The following is a 17,086-nucleotide window of genomic DNA, read 5'->3' as shown; positions in this document are numbered from 1 at the left end:
TCGGTTACTTCCCCGTCCCGTTAGACGTCACCATCGCAGCCGCACCGAGCCCGATGTAAAGCAGGCCTGCGATGTATTTGCCCACGCCAGACGTCGAGCCTCGCTTGGCAATCGCTTTGACGATCGTGCGGGCGAGGGCGGCGCAAGTCACGTCGCCCACACCGCCCACCATCACGAGAATGGCACCCAGCGTGACGATTTGCAGCGGCACGTGACCTGCCGCCGCATTCACGAACTGCGGCAGAAACGCTGCCACGAACAGCCCGGTCTTCGGGTTCAGCAAATTGACGAGAAAGCCTTTCCGGATCGATGCACTGAGGGGTTGCTCAGGCGCTCGCGTGGACGTACCGCTCTCAGAAGTGGTTTTGCTGCAAATGGCCTTAATGCCCAGATAGATCAGATAACCTGCGCCCAACGTCTTGATCGCGGTGAACAACGTGGGCGATGCCATCAACAGCGCTGTGAGGCCGACCGCTGCAAAGCAAACATGCGCCATCGTCGCGAGCATCACGCCGAAGGACGATGCCAGCCCGTGTCTGAACCCCTGGCTCGCGCTGGCCGTCAGTACGAAGATCGTGTTCGGGCCGGGAATGGCGACGAGAACCGCCACAGTGGCGAGGAAGTAAGGTAGTACGGCGAGGTCGATCATTGCGGTAGTTTTCCGGGAAAGCTAAGGCACTGCGTGGGCTTGACGCGAATCGCCGGCATCGTAACACCCTCGGTAACCCGGCATTATTCATGCGCCCATACGCAATCTGATACCGGAAGCCGCACGGTACCGGCACGCCCCACCGGCGCCGTGCGTCACTTCAACCTGCCTCAACCCACATCATCCTGCCGGAGCCACGGGCCCCGCCTGCATGTCGTCCCGATGCCACCACCCGCCGCCCACGGCTTGAAACAGCGCCACCGTATCGGCATAGCGGTTGGCTTGCGCCTGTACCAGCGCGACACGGGCTTGCTGATACGTCTGCTGGGCATTGAGCAACGTCAGATAGCTGATGTCACCCAATTCGAGCTGCTTCTGCGCAATCGACAGGCTGCGTTGCGCAGCACGTTCGGCGTTAAGTGACGCCCCTAATGCATCCGCATCGGTGCGCAAAGCGTGCAGCGTATCGGCCACGTTCTGGAACGCCGTGAGCACCGTCCCGCGATACTGCGCACCCGCTTGCTCGTACGCCGCTTCGGCCCCGCGTTGCTTGTGCAGCAACGCACCGCCCGCGAAGATTGGCTGCATCAGGCTGCCCGCCAGCGACCAGAACGCCGTGCCCGGGCTGAACAGCTCCCGCGCAATTTCCGCACTCGCGCCATAACTCGCACTCAGCGTGATGCTCGGCAACCGTGCCGCAACGGCCACACCCACCGCCGCGGCGGCAGCGTGCCATTGCGCCTGCGCCGCACGCACGTCCGGGCGTTGCTCGACCAACTGCGACGGCAAACTCACCGGCAAGGCCTCCGGCAGTTGCAAGCCACTCAAGTCGAACTGCGCGCCGATGCGCTCGTTCGGCATGCGCCCGAGCAGCCGGGCCAGCGCATCGCGTTGCTGCGCGAGCTGCTTCTCCAGCGGCGGCACAGCGGCCTGCGCCTGCGCCAACGATGCCTCCTGCGCCGCTACGTCTGCCTGCGCCACTTGGCCAAGGTCGTACTGCTTGTGCAACAAGTCGAGCGAATGCTGTTGCAGCGCCACGATTTCCTGCGTGGCGTTCAACTGCCCGCGCAGCGACGCTTCCTGAATGGCAGCGGCCACCACGTTGCTTGTGAGCGTCAGATACGTCGCCTCCAAAGCAAAGCGTTGCGCGTCGGCTTGGGCCACGAGCGACTCGACTTGACGCCGATTGGCGCCGAACAAATCGAGCGTGTACGACACGGAGACTTGCGCCGTGTGCAGGTTGTAAAGATCATCACCGCTCGCCGCAGGGCTCGCCAGCGGCGCAGCAATTTGCTGACGTGTCGGCGAGTACGAGGCATTCACCTGCGGGAAGAAGTCTCCCTGCTGCACCCGCACCGCTTCATGCGCTGCTTTGAGCGCGGCGCGTGCCGCGTCCATATCGGGGTTGTGTTCGATGGCCTCTTTCACGAGCGCGTCGAGTTCGGGCGAATGGAACAGCGTCCACCATTGCGCCGGAATATCCATCCCTGCGACAAAGCGTTGCGCCCCACCACCCGTGGTGGCCGCCGTCGACGTGCCCGCAGGCAAAGCGTCGACGGTGTAGCCCGCATTTATGGGGGCTTCAGGCGTTTTGAAATCGGGGCCGACGGCGCACCCGGCCATCGACAGCGCAGCCGCCAGCGCCACGGCGCAGCGCGCCCCGGCATAACGATGAGTCATGACAACAGTCTCCGCGAAGCGCACGGCGCTGGCCGTGCGTCGCCACAAGGCAGTGGGTACCGGGGTATGAAATTCTCGATGCATCGCATTACCCCCGTGCCGGCTCGGCCGCGTCGAGCGCGCGCTTGGCCGCGCGTTGCTCGATATAGCGCTCGAGTACGTAGTAGTAAGTCGGCAGAATGAACAGCGTGAGCAGCGTGGCGACGATCAACCCGCCCACCACGACAGTGGCCAGCGCGCGCTGAACGTCGGTGCCTACGCCGATGGCCATCGCTGCGGGCAGCATGCCCACCGTCGCGACCGTAGCGGTCATCAGCACCGGCCGGAAGCGCTCGACAGCGCCTGCAATCACCGCTTCACGCAAGCCCAGCCCATCGGCGCGCACCCGGTTGATGTTGGCGATCATGATGATGCCGTTCTGTACCGCCACACCGAACAGGGCAATGAAGCCCACGGCACTCGCCACATTCAACGTTTCGCCCGTCAACCGCAGGGCAATCAGGCCACCCAGCGTCGCCAGCGGCACCACGCCCAGAATCAGCGCAGCCTGACGCAGCTTGCCGAATTCCGCGAACAGGAATACCAGCATCAACGCGAGCACCAGCCCCATGATCAGCGTGAGACGCGCCTGCGCCCGCTGCTGGTTCTCGAACTGCCCGCCCCACACCAGTTGATATTTGCTGTGGTCGTACTTCACGTTGCTGCCGATGCGCTTTTCGGCGTCGGCGAGATAGTCGGACAACCCACGCCCCGCATAGTCGATGCGCACGATCAGCTCACGCTTGCTCATGTCGTGCGTGATCGTCGCCTCGCCGCTCTGGTAGCGAATGTTGGCGAGCGCCGACAACGGAATTTGCGCGCCGCCCGGGGCGTTCACGAACAGATTGCCCAACGTTTCCGGGCTATTGCGCGTGTTCGGCGGGAAACGCACCGTCACGTTGTACTGCCGGTCGCCCACGTAGACCTGGCTCACCGACGCGCCGCCAATGGCGGTCTGAATCAGGTTCGTGACGTCCGCCACGTTGATGCCATAGCGTGCGGCGGCGGCCCGGTTCACGTTCACCACGATTTGCGGGATCGGCGGCTCTTCGAAGATCGACGCGTCGGCCGTACCCGGCACTTGCTTGAGCACACCCACGACCTCCGTGCCGATACGACGCAATTCCTTGAAATCGTCGCCGACGATACGGATGACGAGCGGGCTGTGGGCACCGCCCACGGCATCGTTGATCCCGTCGATGATCGGCTGGCTAATGCCTACCGACATGCCCGGAATCTGCTTGAGGCGATCGTTGAGCTTCTGCACGAATTCGGCCTTCGTCTCGCCGCGAGGCCACGTGTCATACGGCTTGAGACCAACCGGCGCTTCGATGTGCGACGGCGTCCACGGGTCTGCCTGACTATCGCTGCGCCCCAACTGCGTGACGGCATACGACACTTCGGGGAAGCTCAGCAGCACCCCGCGCAACTCGCTCGCCATCTCGCTTGCCTTGTCGAGCGAGAGACCCGACGGCAATTGCACTTGCAGCCACAGCGACCCTTCGTCCAGGTCGGGCAAGAACTCGCGTGCCGTCGTGGCGCCGAGTGCAACGACCGCTGCCAAGGCAAACACGCCAATCGAGATCGCCATACGCGGCGCGTTAAGCAGCTTGTCGAGCCAGCGCTGGAAGCCCGCTTGTGCGCGCTGAAGCGGCACGTTGTGGAAGACCTTGCGCGGTTTGCGCAAAGCCACGTACGCCAGCCCCGGAATCAGCATGAACGTGCACAGCAGCGCACCGGCCAGCGCGTAAGCCACCGTGTAAGCCATCGGCGAGAACAGCTTCGCTTCCGCACGCTCGAAGGCGAACAGCGGCAGGTAGGCCGTGATGATGATCAACGTGGCGAACAGAATCGGACGAGCCACCTGCGTGGTCGCGCTCAGCACATCGCCTTCGGTGAGTGCGGCTTCGGGCGCCGCTTCGCGCCGTCGCAAGATCGCTTCGGTCACGACAATGGCCCCGTCGACGATGATGCCGAAGTCGATGGCCCCCAGCGAGAACAGGTTCGCTGGCATGTTCGTGAAGTGCATCATGATGAACACCGCGACGAGCGCGAGCGGAATCGTCACGGCGGCAATCAGCGCACTGCGCGGGCTGCCGAGGAACAGAATCAGCACGATACACACCAGCCCGACGCCTTCGGCAACCGTGTGCGACACCTTGTGAATGGTGTTCTGCACCAGATCGTCGCGGTCGATGTACGGCACGATGCGCACGCCTTGCGGCTCAAGCTGCTTGCGCAGTTCCTCCACCTTGGCATGCACGCCCTTGAGCGTTTCCGACGGGTTCTGGTACTTGAGCATCTCGACGATGCCTTCGATGGTGTCCGGGTTGTGATCCTTGCCGAGAATGCCTTCGCGCTCCTGATGGCTGTACGTCAGGCGCCCCAGATCCTTCACCAGCACGGGTACGCCATTGCGCTGAGTGACCACGATGTTGCCGAGGTCGTCGAGCGAATGCACCATGCCGATGCCGCGAATCACATAGCCCTGCTCGCCGCGCGAGATACGGCTGCCACCCGCGTTGGCGCTGTTGTTGTTGATCGCGGTGGTGACGTCGCCAAGGCCAATGCCGTAGCGTTGCAACTGCACCGGGTCGAGTTCCAACTGGTACTGCATGGTGAAGCCGCCGAAGTTATCGACGTTCACCACACCCGCTACCTGTTGCAGTGCGGGGATCACAACCCAGCGCTGAAGCTCGGACAACTCCATCAGGTTCTTGGTATCCGACTCCAGCGTGTAGCGATAGATTTCGCCCGCCGGGCCGGTCACCGGGTCGAGCCCCGGCGTAATGCCAGTGGGCAGCGTGACACCCGCAATACGGTCGTTAATACGCTGGCGCGCCCAGTAGTCTTCGACGCCGTCTTTAAACACGAGCGTGATGAGCGACAGGCCGAACGTGGACGACGAGCGCATCGACACGACACCGGGCGTGCCGCCCAGCGCGCGCTCGAGCGGCACGGTAATTTGTTGTTCGATTTCCTCGGCAGCGAGGCCGGGGGCTTGGGTGGTGACCTGTGCGGTCACATCGCCGATATCGGGGTAGGCTTCGACGGCCATCTGCGTCCAGCTATACCAGCCGAATGCGGCCACGAGCAGCGCCACCACCCAGATGACGACCCGCTTGCGCAGGCAGAAGGTAATGAGGCGGTTAATCATTGAGAAGCACTCCGCCCTTGACGACGATGCGATCGCCCAGCGTCAGCCCGGCGCCGACGCGTGCGCCGTCCGGCTCGCCGTAACCCGGCTGCACCGTGCGCTTGACGAAGGTCCACGGGGCCACTTCCACCCACACCACCGTGCTGTCGTTGTTCATGATCAGCGCCGAGTTCGGTACGAACACCGAGCGCTGCTGCGGCACGGCAAACGTGGCGGTCGCAAACATGTTGGGCTTCAGACGGCCGTCGGTATTCGGGAAGGCAATCCGGACCTTGGCGCGGCGGGTATCCGGGTCGAGCACTTCGCTCACGAAGCTCACCTTGCCGTGCCAGGTCTGGCCCGGATACGCCTGAAAGACCACGTCGACCGGCTGGTCCTTGGCGATCAGCGCCACATTGCTCTCGGGGGCATTCGCCGTCACCCAGACAGCATCGAGATTCGAGACGGTCATGAGCGAAGCGGTCAGATCGTTGGCGTAGGCGCCTTGCGACGTCGACAGCGCCGTGATCGTGCCGGAATAGGGCGCGACCAGCGTGAGCTGACGGCCGCGAGTGCGGGCGTCGGCGCCGATGCCGCGCAGGCGCGTCTCGGAGCGGGTGAGCTCGGCTTGCGCCTGCGTGTAATCGCTTTGCGCTTGTTCGAGGTCTTTGGCCGCACCGGCACCGGCCTCGCGCAGGCCCTGCACGCGCTTGAGCGTGGTGCCTGCATGATTGAGCGCGTCGCGTGCCTTGTCGTTGTCGGACCATGCTTGTGCAAGGTCGCCCGAGTCGATGGTCAGCAGCGGCTGACCCTTTTCGACGTGATCGCCCAGATGCACCTTGAGCTCGACGATACGTCCGGCAACCGGCGGCAGGATGTTGGCCGTGCGGGCGGGGTCGGCTTCGACGGTGGCGGGCAGTTGCACCAGACGTGGCTCGTCGCGCAGGCCGACGGCGGCCACGGCCAGACGCGAGCGCAACGCCGAGTCGGGCGGCACGATGTATTTGTCGCCTTCGCGCAGCACGATGGCGTGCTCGGCAGCGTCTGGCTTGACGGAAGCGTGGCTGGTGGTCGACATCCAGCGTACGGCTTCGACCGAGAGGGCGAGTGTGGCGATCACGCCGAAGCCCGCGAGGGCGATCCGCTTGTTCGCGCCCGATAGATGGATTTTGTTCATTTCCCGAATCTCTTTTTACACGTGAGGGAGGCAATGGCATTGCGCTCACGTATAAAGACGAGCCGGGTCACGTCGGTCGGAATTTAATCCGGCAACGTAAAACGCTATTCGCCACGCGACGCAATACCTGCCGGTAATTCGTTGGAATTAACGGCTTAAAAGTAATTTGAAGTGCGTATGTGTCAATGACATGCGACCGACATAAGCAACTGTCAGGGTCGGGCATCGATTTCTCCTTAGGCTAAGGAACCGTTGCACAGCAGCAGAGGCTCGCGAGCGAGAACGAACGTACGCCGTGTGCTGCCGCGACTCACGTCAGGGCAGCAGCATGCAAACGTTCACGGCAGTCACGCGCGAATGCCGCTGCGCCTGTGAAGGCAAGCTAGGCTTCATGCGCATGACGATTCAGGAAAGGCGGGAATCTGGTTCGCGAATCCGGAAAGGTTTCCGGAATAGATCAGCTAAACACAGAGATGGTGCACCTCTCGCACTCCGGCGAGACGGCGACCAAAAAGGGACGGACGTCGGGCCGGGATCTACCGTTCAAGCGGTAACGGGCAACTACAACTGTCCAATTGGGGTGTCCCCTGATGATTGATTCGTCGCGGATCGTACGCGCGTCAATTGCATGCGTCAAGCAATTACTTCACCTGTTTCTGATGTGATTTCTTCTGGTTTTGGTGAATAAAACTGAGGGTGATTCGGTATTGAGAGAATTGCGGCTGCATAGGGAATTGGCTGTGCCATCCATTAATCATTCGTAATTTAATCGTTTGCTGAATTGAGTGTGAATGGGGGTGTCGTCCCCGACGTCCCACGCCTCTCATCGTTTACCCGCAAAACCCACTCGCCGACAGATTTTCGCGTTGACCGACAAATTGTTTTTTGCTGGTATACCAGTTATGAACCAGACCCAACGCACCCCAGCCCTGAGCGATTCGGCCTACAACGCCATTCGTGCCCTGATCGTTTCCGGCGAGATTCGCGCCGGTGAAGCGCTTTCCGAACGGGCGCTGTCCGAGCGCTTCGGTATTAGCCGCACGCCAGTGCGTGAAGCCATCCGGGCGCTCGCCAACGACGGCCTGCTTGAGATCGTGCCGATGCGCGGCACCTTCGTGCGCCAACTGTCAGTGCGTGACCTGAGCGAGATTCACGAAGTGCGCCTAGCGCTCGAAGGCATGGCGGCATGGCTCGCCGCGCAGAAGGGCGTGACCCCGGCGCTGGAAGAGGTGGCCAAGCGCTTACGCGCGCTCGATGCCCAGGAGGAAGCCGTGCCGCTGGACGTCGACATCACGCAACGTGTGGGCTGGCAGTTCCACGAAGCGATGTTCGCTGCCGCCGACAACGTGCGCCTGGTCGAGACCTATCACGCGTTGCGCACCCAAAACGGTCTGGCGCTGCAACGTATTCCGCATTACGACGCCGAGCGCACGCGCGCCGCGGTTCGCGAACACCTCGCGATCTTCGACGCCATCGCCGCGGGGCGTCCCGAGGAGGCCCAGCGTTGTGTCTGGGATCACCTCACCCACGCCATGCAGTCGCGTTTGCAGGCACTCGTTCCCGCCGGGTCGCCCGGTGCAGCGCGCTGAACGGCGCTGACCGACCGAATTCGCACTGCTTGTATCGACCGCGCCTGCCACGCCGTCACGTCATTTCTCGGAGATAGCCGTCATGTCGTCCCGTTCTGCCAGCAAGAAACGTCTTATCCCTCTACCCGTCCAGATGCTGATCGGTCTGGCCCTCGGTGTCGGCTGCGGCATGGTCGCGCCCGCGCTTGCCACGAAGCTGATGCCTGTGGGCACCGCGTTCGTGCAAGCCGTGAAGATGATCGTGGTGCCGCTCGTGTTCACTGCGATCACGCTGGGCATTTACCAGATGGGGCACAACGCGCGTGCATTGGGGCGCGTGTCGGCCATCAGCATGATTTACTTCTTCGTCGCGACGCTCGTGTCGATCGTGATCGGTCTGGGGCTCAACGCCATCTTTCATCCAGGCCTCGGCGCGAACCTTGCCGCCGCGCACGCATCGGCCAAGCCGATTGCGGCGTCGGTCGACTGGACAAAGTTCTTCCTCGACATGATTCCGTCGAACATCTTCGCGGCCATGAGCGGCAGTAATTTGCTGCCGGTGCTGGTATTCGCGGTGCTGCTCGGCATGGCACTCTCCGCGATCGGCGAGCGCGCCAAGCCGCTGGTCGGCGTGCTCGACGCGCTGATGGGCGCGGTGTTCAAGCTCACCGACTGGATCATCTCGCTCTCGCCGATCGCCATTTTCGCGATCATCGCGTGGCTCTTCGCGACGCAAGGTGTCGGCACGATTCTGGCGCTGGTCAAGCTCGTGGGCACGATGTATCTGGGGCTCGGCGTGTTGCTGGTGCTGTTCTGGATTCTGCTCAAGGCGATTGGCGAGAAGCCGCTGGCAACGACACGTGCGATCAGCGAGCCGGTCATTCTCGCGTTCGCCACGCGCTCCAGCGAAGCCACGTTGCCGCTGCACATGGAGAAGCTCATCGCCATGGGCGTGCCCAAGGCCATCGCTTCCGTGGTGCTGCCGCTCGGCTACGCGTTCAATCGCGACGGCTCGATCATGTACTTCGCTTTGGCTGTGGGCTTTCTGGCCGATGCGTATCACGTGCCGCTCGACATGCCCACGCTGCTGTCGATCGTGCTGGTGACCACGCTGGCCAGCAAAGGCAGCGCCAACGTGCCGTCGGGTGGTCTCGTCGCCATCGCGATGGTGCTCACCACGATTGGCGTGCCGATCGAAGCGCTCGCGATCATCGCCGGTGTCGATGCCTTCCTCGACATGGGCCGCACCGCCATCAACGTTTTCAGCAACACCGTAGCGATCAAGCTCGTGATGAAGCTGGCCGGTATTCCGTACGAGTCGCCCGAGGCTGTGCAAGCGGCGCTCGCCGAATCGAACGCCGGCCAGTCGCCCCAAGCGGGCAGCCATGCGCACGGTCAGGAGTTTCCTGCATGACCCAACGTAATACCGAACACGTCGTCGATTTACGCAGCGACACCGTGACACGACCGACGGCGCTGATGTGGGAGGCGATGCAAACCGCCTCGCTCGGCGACGACACGCTTGAAGGCGACCCCACCGTCCGAGCCCTTGAACATCTCGCAGCAGTGGCCACGGGCAAGGAGGAGGCGATGTTCGTCGTCTCCGGCACGATGGGTAACTTGATCGCCTCGCTCTGCCACGCCACACGCGGCGGCGAAGCGGTGATCGACGCACAAGCGCACATGGCGAAATCGGAGGCCGGGGGCATGTCGCGCTTAGCGCATCTGTACCCGGTCACCGTGCCGTCGGTGCGCGGTGAAATGGATCTCGATGCACTCGCCGGGGCACTGCGCCCCGGCTTTTCCCGTTATGGGCAGCCCACGGCGATGGTCGGCGTGGAGTCGACACATAACCACTCTGGCGGCTACGTGCCGTCGCTGGCCTATCTGGCCGACGTGCATTCGCTGGCGTCGCGTGCGGGTGTGCCCGTGCATCTGGACGGCGCACGCGTGTTCAACGCGGCGGCGGCGCTCGGTGTCGATGCGGCGGCGATTGCCACGCATTGCGAGAGCCTGACGTTCTGTCTGTCGAAGGGATTGTCTGCGCCGATGGGGGCGATGCTCGTGGGTTCGCACGCGTTGATCGAACAGGCGCGTACGTTCCGGCGCATGGTCGGGGGCGGGCTGCGGCAGGCGGGCATTATGGCCGCAGCGGGCAAGGTCGCGATGGAGACGATGGTTGCGCGTCTGGCCGACGACAATCAGCGTGCACAGCGACTGTGGGCCGGTCTTGCGGAGATCGATCCGCTGCTAGTGGATTCGGTGGCCTCGCGTAGCAATATCGTGCGGCTTCGTGTTGGCGAGCAACGCGAGAACGATCCGCGTGCGTGGGAGGCGGCGCTTGCCGAATACGGCATTCTGGCGCGTGCGAGCGGGCAGTCGATGCTGCGGCTGGTCACGCATCGCCATATCGGAGACGACGACATCGACGAGACCATTGCCGCCATCGCGTCGATTCGCGATGCGTTCGCAGCGAAGGCAGCGCCGCTGATCGGCGCGCACTAGGCGTTGGCGCTACGCGTCACCGTTCAGCCATCGCCAGATATTGTTGCGGCGCGCGCCCGAACAGACGCTTGAACATGACGATAAACGCGCTCGGGCTTTGATAGCCGAGCGCGAGCGCCACATCGCCGACCGACGCGCCGAGCGCGAGTCGGGTAATCGCCTCCGAGGCGCGCATGTGCTGACACCACCGGCCAAAGGTCATGCCGGTCTCATCTTTGAAGCGGCGAGCGAGTGTCTTGCCGCTCGCCCCCATCTCTTCCCCCCAGCGCTCCAGCGAATAGTCCGTCGACGGGGCCATCATCATGTGTTCGCAGATCGCGAGCAGCTTGGGTGAACTCGGCAGAGGCAAGCCGTGCTCGCCGGGCGCAGCGGCTTCGCGCAGCAGTCGAAGCAGCAGCGGCACCGAGAGGGCCGTGCGGCTGTCCGGCGCGTAGTGCATGCCATCGGCGAGCATGTCGTCAGCCAGTTCGCGTAGCAGCGGCCCGACAGTCAGCACCAGCGCGTTAGGCCATAGCCACGACACCGAACCCGGCTCGATGCTGATCGTGCAGAACTGCATGCGTCCCACGGCGTGTAATTCATGCGGCGTATTCGGCGGCAGCCACAGTGCGCGCGACGCAGGCAGTGTCCACGTGTGGGCAGGCGTAAGCACCCGAACCACACCGCGCAATGCCATCACCACGTGCCCGTGCTGATGCTGATGCCACGGCTGACGCTCGCCGTCCTCGCACTCCACGCCATTGAGCGTGACATCGCGCGACAAATGCCGGCGCGTTTGCGGATAGCGGCGGAGTAGCAATTCCTTCATGGCGTCTTCCCAACAGGCCGTCGACCTGACCGGGTACCGCCGCAAGACGGGCCAGCCAGCCAAAGCTTAGAGAAACGGACAAAAAATGTCCTTTTCTCAACATTTTTTGTGATTCACAGCAAAAAGTTCCCCGGTATTCTACCAATAGCCATGGCGGTTTAGGGACGGATACGAGTGATAATAGTAATGCGTCTCATTTATTTAAATTCATTCGAGCGGAATGGCTCTGACGCGGGAAGATCGGCAAAGTGAATCAGAACAATACGGGGAAGCGGGCCAATGCCCGACGCTTGACCACCATGGCACTGGTGATTGGCAGTGCAGTGTTCGGACAGCCAAGTTGGGCGGCTGATGTGATGTCAGCGGCAACGGGCGCGGGCGATTCGAGCGCAGGGACGAGTGCAGGTAACGTGACCGGCGCCAGCGCATCGGCGCAGGCAGCCGCGGCATTGCCCGCGACGCAAGTCACCGACACGTCGCTCACGGAGAGCGCTACTGGCCCGGGGCGCGGCTATGTCGCCAAGCGCATGCGCACGGCAACGAAGACCGATGCCGATACGCTCACGCAGCCGCAAGCCACCTCTACGGTCACGCGCCAGCAGATGGACGATCAGGGTGCGATCACCGTCGATCAGGCGCTGCGCTACACCACCGGCGTGTACACACAAGACGGCACCGACGTGCGCTTCGACCAACTGCGCGCCCGCGGTTTCGATATCGATGCGTATCTCGACGGGCTGGCGCTTTTCCAGTCGCCGCGCTTTGCCACGGCACGCGTCGACCCGTATCTGCTCGATCGCATCGACGTGATGTTCGGGCCGTCGTCCGTGCTCTATGGGCAGGGCAACCCGGGTGGTCTCGTCAACTACACCAGCAAGCTGCCGACGGAACAGGCGCAGCACGAGATCACGCTGCAAATCGGCAATCACAACACTTATCAGGCTGGCTTCGATCTGAGCGGCCCGGTCAATGCCGACGGCACCGTGTTGTATCGCGTCGTCGGTCTGGCACGCGATGCCAAAACGCAGGTCAGCGCCATTAAGGACGAGCGTCTGGCCATTGCCCCGTCGATCACCTTCAAACCCGATCGCGACACGTCGTTCACGCTACTTGGCGGTTATCAGCGCGACCCGGCAGGTGGCCTGTTCAACCCGGTGCCCGCGAGCGGCACGCTGTTCGCGAACCCGAACGGGCGTCTCGGCCCGGATCAATACTTCGGCGATCCGAACCGCGACGGCATGCAGCGCACGCAGTACTGGTTCGGCTATCAGTTCGCGAAACAACTGAACGATACGTGGCGCATTTCGCAGAACGCGCGCTATCTGCATATCGATCAGAACTATTACCAGACGTCGGTCACGAGCGGCTTCAACGCGGACCAGCGCACGGTCTACATGTGGGGCAACACCGATCACGAGCACGTGAGCCAGTGGCAGATCGATACGAACGCGCAGGCGAAGTTTGCAACCGGCCCGATCGAGCACACGATGCTGTTCGGCTTCGATTATCGACGCGTGCTCGAAGGCGACAACTACGGCGGTGCGCTCGCGGGGCAACTCGATCTGTTCAACCCGAACTACGCGTCGCTCACCGGTGTGTCCGCTGACACGCGTCTCGACGTCTCGCTCGCACAGGCCGGGCTCTACGCACAGGACGAACTGCGCTATCAGCGCTGGGTGCTCACGCTGGGCATGCGCGAAGACTGGGCGACGACGCGCTCGGTTGTGAACGGCGCGAAGAGCGAGGCCGATAACCACGCGTTCACGTGGCGCGCCGGGCTGGCGTACGCATTCGACAACGGCGTCGCGCCGTATGTCAGCTACGCGAAGTCGTTTGCGCCGGTGCTTGGCTTGACGTTCTCCGGCGCGCCGCTGAACCCCACGCAAGGCAAGCAATATGAGATCGGCGTGCGTTACCAGCCGAAGCAGTACAACGCGTCGTTCCGCTTGTCGGCATTCGACTTGCGTCAAGAAAACGTGAGCGTGGTCGACCCGGCGCATCCGCAGTTCCCGACGCAGACGGGCGAGATTCGCTCGCGCGGCATCGAAGCCGAAGCGCGCGCCAATCTCACGCGCGACCTCATGGTGATCGCGTCGTACACGTATTTGAATCAGGTGAATCTGCAAAGCACGACCGCGCAGGGCAAGCGTCCGCAAGTCGCTCCGCGTAACAACGTGGCGCTTTGGGCCGACTACACGATGCACGAAGGTCCGCTGCGCAATCTCGGCTTCGGTGCCGGTGTCCGGTACATGAGTTCGTCGGCGGGCGATGCCGCGAACTCGTTCGAAGTGCCTGGCCGCACGCTCGTCGATGCCGCCGTGCATTACGACTGGCAGCAGTGGCGCTTTGCCGTGAACGTCAGCAACTTGTTTAACCGTGAATACATCTCGTATTGCACGAACTCGTTCCTCTGTTACTGGGGTGCGACGAGAACTGTCTTAGGGACTGCCCGTTATCAATGGTGATGCAACGAAAGTCGTTTGCCGCTCGACGCCGCCTCTTGGCGGCGTTTGGCGTTGGTGTGCTGATGCCGGTGGTTGCGCCACTTCTCGTGCCGTCGATGGCGCATGCCGCGACGGCACCGGCAGCCGGTGCAGAGAAAATGCCCCGCGTGGTGGTGATGGATTGGGGATTGGCCGCACAAGTGCTCGCGCTCGGTGTGGTGCCCGTGGGGGTGTCGCGCCCGCCGTGGTACCGCGCGCTGGCGGGCACGCCTGAGATGCCGTCGAGCGTGGTGGATGTCGGACTGCTGTTCCAGCCCAGTTTCGAAGTGGTGCAGGCGCTGCGTCCGGATCTGATCGTCATCACGCCCGCACACGCACCGTTACGCGAGAACCTCGCACGTATCGCGCCGCTGTTCATGGCGCCGCCGCCCACGCCGCACGAAGATGGCTACAAGCTTGCGTGCCGCCGAGCACTGGCGCTGGGCGAGGCCCTTGGGCGTGCGCGGCAGGCGGCGCAGTTGATTGCCGAGACCGACGCGTCGCTCGCGAAATTTCGCGAACGCATCGTGCAGCGTGATGCGGCCCAGCGCCCCATTTATCTGATGTCTCCGCTCGATACGCGATTGAGTGCCGTCTTCGGCCGCGAAAGCGTTTTCGGCGGCACGTTGGGCGCACTCGGCCTCACGAACGCCTGGCAGCGCCCGAGCGATGGCGAAGGTATGGCGCAGGTGGATTACACCCAACTCGGCGGCATGCCGTCGGCGCGCGCCATGCTCATTGGCACATCGCCCATGGTGGAGACGCTGCTGGAGGGCAGCCCGTTATGGCAGGCGTTGCCGTTCGTGCGAGGACAACGCGTCAGCCGTCTGCCGATGATGCTGCCGACGGGTGGCACACCCACGGCGTTACGGCTTGCGCAAGTGCTCACGCAGTCTTTGACGGGAGGTGCCGCATGAGTGCGCCGAATACTTCCCGCGGACTGATCACCGGTGCACAAGGGAGCGATCAGACAGGCACCGAGCGTCATCTATGGCGGCTTGCCGCCGTCATCGGCGTGCCGACATTGGCGCTAATGATCTGGACGTTCTCGTCGCTGCGCCCGGCCGGGACCGACGGGGCGACGTTTGCTGCCGTCGTCTGGCAGGCGCTCGCGCACGGCACGGCGGCCGTTGAGGCCGCCGGGCAGTCGTCGTCGGCCGCTATGTCGGGCTTGCTCGCGAGCTACGCGTGGCTGCCTCGTTTGACGATGGCGGCTGTCGCGGGTGGCGGGCTTGCGCTTGCTGGCGTGATGTTCCAGCAAGTGTTGCGCAATCCGCTGGCCGAGCCGCTCACGCTTGGGGTCGCTTCAGGCGCTTCACTCACGCTGTCGGCCGCAGCTATCTGGGCGCCGTGGCTCGCGCTGACGTGGCGCGCCGGGGTGGCCTTTGGTGGTGCAGCGCTCGCCATCGTGATCGTGATGGCGCTCACTTGGCGCAGCCGGTTCGCGGCGATCCCGGTCATTCTCGCGGGGATGGTCGTCAACCTGTACTTCAGCGGGCTGTCGATCATGCTGTCGATGACGCACGAACGCGCGCTCGTCGGCGTGTTCGCATGGGGCGCCGGGTCGATGGTGCAGAACGGCTGGCACGACACATTGTGGCTGGTGCCACGCGTGGCGATCGGTGCGGTGGCGGCGTGGCTATTGCTGCGCCCGCTCACGCTCTTCGCGCTCGACGATCGCAGCGCCGGGCAACTCGGTGCACGCGTGGCGTGGATCCGTTCGGCGGGACTCGGCGTGGCGGTGGTGCTCTCGGCATGCATCGTGAGCACCGTGGGCGTCATCGGCTTCGTGGGACTCGCCGGGCCGCAGTTGGTACGGCTGGCCGGGGCGCGCCGCCTGAGCGATCAATTGCGCTGGGCACCCTTGATCGGCGCGTTGATGTTGATGTTCACCGATCAGGTGGTGCAGTGTCTGCCACTGCTCGACGGCGCCGTCATTCCGACGGGCGCGGCGGCGGCGCTTTTCGGCGGGCCGTTGCTGCTGTGGCTGCTGCGCCGCACGCGCGCTGGCGAGATCGCGGCAACCGACGTTGCGCCGCCGGCGCGCGCCCATCATCCGTGGCGCTGGTTGGCCGCGTCGCTGATCGGCGGCGCTTGCATCGTCTGGGCGACGGTGCATTTCGGACGCACGCTCGACGGCTGGCAATGGGCCAATGCTGCGCAGTGGGCGGATGTCTGGCCGTGGCGCGTGCCGCGCATGATGGCGTCTGCGGCGGCCGGTCTTGCGCTGGCATTGGCGGGCACGCTGTTGCAGCGTGTGAGCGCCAACCCAATGGCCAGCCCCGAACTGCTCGGCGTGAGCGGCGGGGCGATGCTGGGCATTCTGGCCGTGACGTGGACGGTGCTGGCCCCAAGCGCGTCGCTGCTGTTCGGTTCGGCATTTGCGGGCGCGGCAATCAGTCTCTTCGTCATGCTCGCGCTCGCGAGACGTGGCGGCTTCTCGCCGACACGCATGTTGCTGGCTGGCGTCGCCATCTCCGGGATGGCGCAGTCGCTCGTGGCACTTGCGACGGCGAGCGGCAATGCCAATGCGTTCCTGCTGCGCTCGCTGATGCTCGGTCTGACTTACCTCGTGGGGCAGGGCGTTGCGATCGGTGCCATCGTCGCGTCGCTGGTCGGCTTGGTGCTCACTTGCCTCGCAGCGCGCTGGCTCGATCTGCTGCCGATGGGCGACGCCACGGCGCGCGCGGTGGGCGTGGACGTGCGCCGCACGCGCTTGTGGCTCTGGTGTCTCGCGGCGGCGCTTAGCGCGGTGGCGACACTGGTGATCGGCCCGCTGTCGTTCGTCGGACTGCTCGCACCGCATTTGGCACGGCTGGCGGGGTTCGGCAAAGCGCGCTCGCAGGCCGTGGCGGCGGGCGTGGCCGGTGCATTGCTCATGGTGGTGGCCGATTGGCTCGGCCGGAATCTGATGTTCCCGCAGCAGTTGCCTGCGGGCGTGCTCGCCATGCTGATCGGCGCGCCCTATTTGCTATGGCACCTGCGTCGTCAGGTGGCATGAAGTCCCCACAAATTACATAAGAAAAGTGAGAGGTCCTCCT

The 17,086-nt window shown here is 63.9% G+C and carries 11 protein-coding genes; 6 read left to right on the top strand and 5 right to left on the bottom strand.

Annotated features, from left to right (window positions below; translation table 11 throughout):
• Nucleotides 1–4: 4 nt before the first annotated feature.
• The 4 genes from ACPWR9_RS16055 to ACPWR9_RS16040 all read right to left on the bottom strand — a co-directional run bounded on the left by ACPWR9_RS16055 (nucleotide 5) and on the right by ACPWR9_RS16040 (nucleotide 6,681).
• The gene (locus ACPWR9_RS16055) at nucleotides 5–649 is read right to left on the bottom strand and encodes a LysE family translocator (RefSeq protein WP_426299161.1); all 645 of its coding nucleotides are present in this window, start codon (nucleotides 647–649) and stop codon (nucleotides 5–7) included.
• 180 nt (nucleotides 650–829) lie between these two features.
• Nucleotides 830–2,329 carry an efflux transporter outer membrane subunit gene (locus tag ACPWR9_RS16050; RefSeq protein WP_426299159.1) on the bottom strand — a complete coding sequence of 500 codons (1,500 nt, stop codon included), beginning with the start codon at nucleotides 2,327–2,329 and terminating at the stop codon, nucleotides 830–832.
• An 88-nt stretch (nucleotides 2,330–2,417) separates the two neighbouring features.
• The gene (locus ACPWR9_RS16045; RefSeq protein WP_426299158.1) at nucleotides 2,418–5,525 is read right to left on the bottom strand and encodes an efflux RND transporter permease subunit; all 3,108 of its coding nucleotides are present in this window, start codon (nucleotides 5,523–5,525) and stop codon (nucleotides 2,418–2,420) included.
• Nucleotides 5,518–6,681 (bottom strand): efflux RND transporter periplasmic adaptor subunit, encoded by a 1,164-nt coding sequence (locus ACPWR9_RS16040; RefSeq protein ID WP_426299156.1) that lies wholly within the window; start codon nucleotides 6,679–6,681, stop codon nucleotides 5,518–5,520. Before ACPWR9_RS16040 ends, ACPWR9_RS16045 begins: the two co-directional genes overlap by 8 nt.
• A 902-nt stretch (nucleotides 6,682–7,583) precedes the next feature.
• Between ACPWR9_RS16040 and ACPWR9_RS16035 the strand changes: the two genes are divergently transcribed.
• The 3 genes from ACPWR9_RS16035 to ACPWR9_RS16025 all read left to right on the top strand — a co-directional run bounded on the left by ACPWR9_RS16035 (nucleotide 7,584) and on the right by ACPWR9_RS16025 (nucleotide 10,754).
• A complete protein-coding gene (locus tag ACPWR9_RS16035; protein WP_426299154.1) occupies nucleotides 7,584–8,270 on the top strand; it encodes a GntR family transcriptional regulator in 687 nt (228 codons plus the stop codon).
• Nucleotides 8,271–8,352: 82 nt separating this feature from the next.
• The gene (locus ACPWR9_RS16030; protein ID WP_426299152.1) at nucleotides 8,353–9,663 is read left to right on the top strand and encodes a dicarboxylate/amino acid:cation symporter; all 1,311 of its coding nucleotides are present in this window, start codon (nucleotides 8,353–8,355) and stop codon (nucleotides 9,661–9,663) included.
• Nucleotides 9,660–10,754 (top strand): GntG family PLP-dependent aldolase, encoded by a 1,095-nt coding sequence (locus tag ACPWR9_RS16025; RefSeq protein ID WP_426299150.1) that lies wholly within the window; start codon nucleotides 9,660–9,662, stop codon nucleotides 10,752–10,754. The genes ACPWR9_RS16030 and ACPWR9_RS16025 overlap by 4 nt, the downstream gene beginning before the upstream one ends.
• Nucleotides 10,755–10,770: 16 nt before the next feature.
• Here ACPWR9_RS16025 and ACPWR9_RS16020 read toward each other — a convergent pair whose 3' ends face one another.
• Complete coding sequence (locus ACPWR9_RS16020; RefSeq protein WP_426299148.1) at nucleotides 10,771–11,562, bottom strand: AraC family transcriptional regulator; 792 nt, start codon at nucleotides 11,560–11,562, stop codon at nucleotides 10,771–10,773.
• A gap of 299 nt (nucleotides 11,563–11,861) precedes the next feature.
• Between ACPWR9_RS16020 and ACPWR9_RS16015 the strand changes: the two genes are divergently transcribed.
• The 3 genes from ACPWR9_RS16015 to fhuB are packed head-to-tail and all read left to right on the top strand — an operon-like array spanning nucleotide 11,862 to nucleotide 17,046.
• Complete coding sequence (locus ACPWR9_RS16015) at nucleotides 11,862–14,027, top strand: TonB-dependent siderophore receptor (protein WP_426299145.1); 2,166 nt, start codon at nucleotides 11,862–11,864, stop codon at nucleotides 14,025–14,027.
• On the top strand, nucleotides 14,021–14,962 hold the full coding sequence (locus ACPWR9_RS16010) for an iron-siderophore ABC transporter substrate-binding protein (protein ID WP_426299143.1): 942 nt from the start codon (nucleotides 14,021–14,023) through the stop codon (nucleotides 14,960–14,962). The genes ACPWR9_RS16015 and ACPWR9_RS16010 overlap by 7 nt, the downstream gene beginning before the upstream one ends.
• Entirely contained in the window at nucleotides 14,959–17,046 is a 2,088-nt protein-coding gene (gene fhuB, locus ACPWR9_RS16005) for a Fe(3+)-hydroxamate ABC transporter permease FhuB (protein ID WP_426299141.1), read from the top strand. Before ACPWR9_RS16010 ends, fhuB begins: the two co-directional genes overlap by 4 nt.
• Nucleotides 17,047–17,086 lie beyond the last annotated feature (40 nt).

The sequence above is a fragment of the Pandoraea pneumonica genome (assembly GCF_049918595.1).
Taxonomy (GTDB): domain Bacteria; phylum Pseudomonadota; class Gammaproteobacteria; order Burkholderiales; family Burkholderiaceae; genus Pandoraea; species Pandoraea pneumonica_A.
Note: the sequence above shows the minus strand (reverse complement) of the source record. Positions and strands in the feature narration are given on the sequence as shown.

What these genes read in the sequence shown, in the direction of transcription:
- ACPWR9_RS16035 (WP_426299154.1), top strand. Translation starts at nt 7,584, where the DNA reads ATGAACCAGACCCAACGCACCCCAGCCCTGAGCGATTCGGCCTACAAC.
- ACPWR9_RS16015 (WP_426299145.1), top strand. Translation starts at nt 11,862, where the DNA reads ATGGCACTGGTGATTGGCAGTGCAGTGTTCGGACAGCCAAGTTGGGCG.
- fhuB (WP_426299141.1), top strand. Translation starts at nt 14,959, where the DNA reads ATGAGTGCGCCGAATACTTCCCGCGGACTGATCACCGGTGCACAAGGG.
- ACPWR9_RS16050 (WP_426299159.1), bottom strand. Translation starts at nt 2,329, where the DNA reads ATGACTCATCGTTATGCCGGGGCGCGCTGCGCCGTGGCGCTGGCGGCT.
- ACPWR9_RS16025 (WP_426299150.1), top strand. Translation starts at nt 9,660, where the DNA reads ATGACCCAACGTAATACCGAACACGTCGTCGATTTACGCAGCGACACC.
- ACPWR9_RS16040 (WP_426299156.1), bottom strand. Translation starts at nt 6,681, where the DNA reads ATGAACAAAATCCATCTATCGGGCGCGAACAAGCGGATCGCCCTCGCG.
- ACPWR9_RS16010 (WP_426299143.1), top strand. Translation starts at nt 14,021, where the DNA reads ATGGTGATGCAACGAAAGTCGTTTGCCGCTCGACGCCGCCTCTTGGCG.
- ACPWR9_RS16045 (WP_426299158.1), bottom strand. Translation starts at nt 5,525, where the DNA reads ATGATTAACCGCCTCATTACCTTCTGCCTGCGCAAGCGGGTCGTCATC.
- ACPWR9_RS16030 (WP_426299152.1), top strand. Translation starts at nt 8,353, where the DNA reads ATGTCGTCCCGTTCTGCCAGCAAGAAACGTCTTATCCCTCTACCCGTC.
- ACPWR9_RS16055 (WP_426299161.1), bottom strand. Translation starts at nt 649, where the DNA reads ATGATCGACCTCGCCGTACTACCTTACTTCCTCGCCACTGTGGCGGTT.
- ACPWR9_RS16020 (WP_426299148.1), bottom strand. Translation starts at nt 11,562, where the DNA reads ATGAAGGAATTGCTACTCCGCCGCTATCCGCAAACGCGCCGGCATTTG.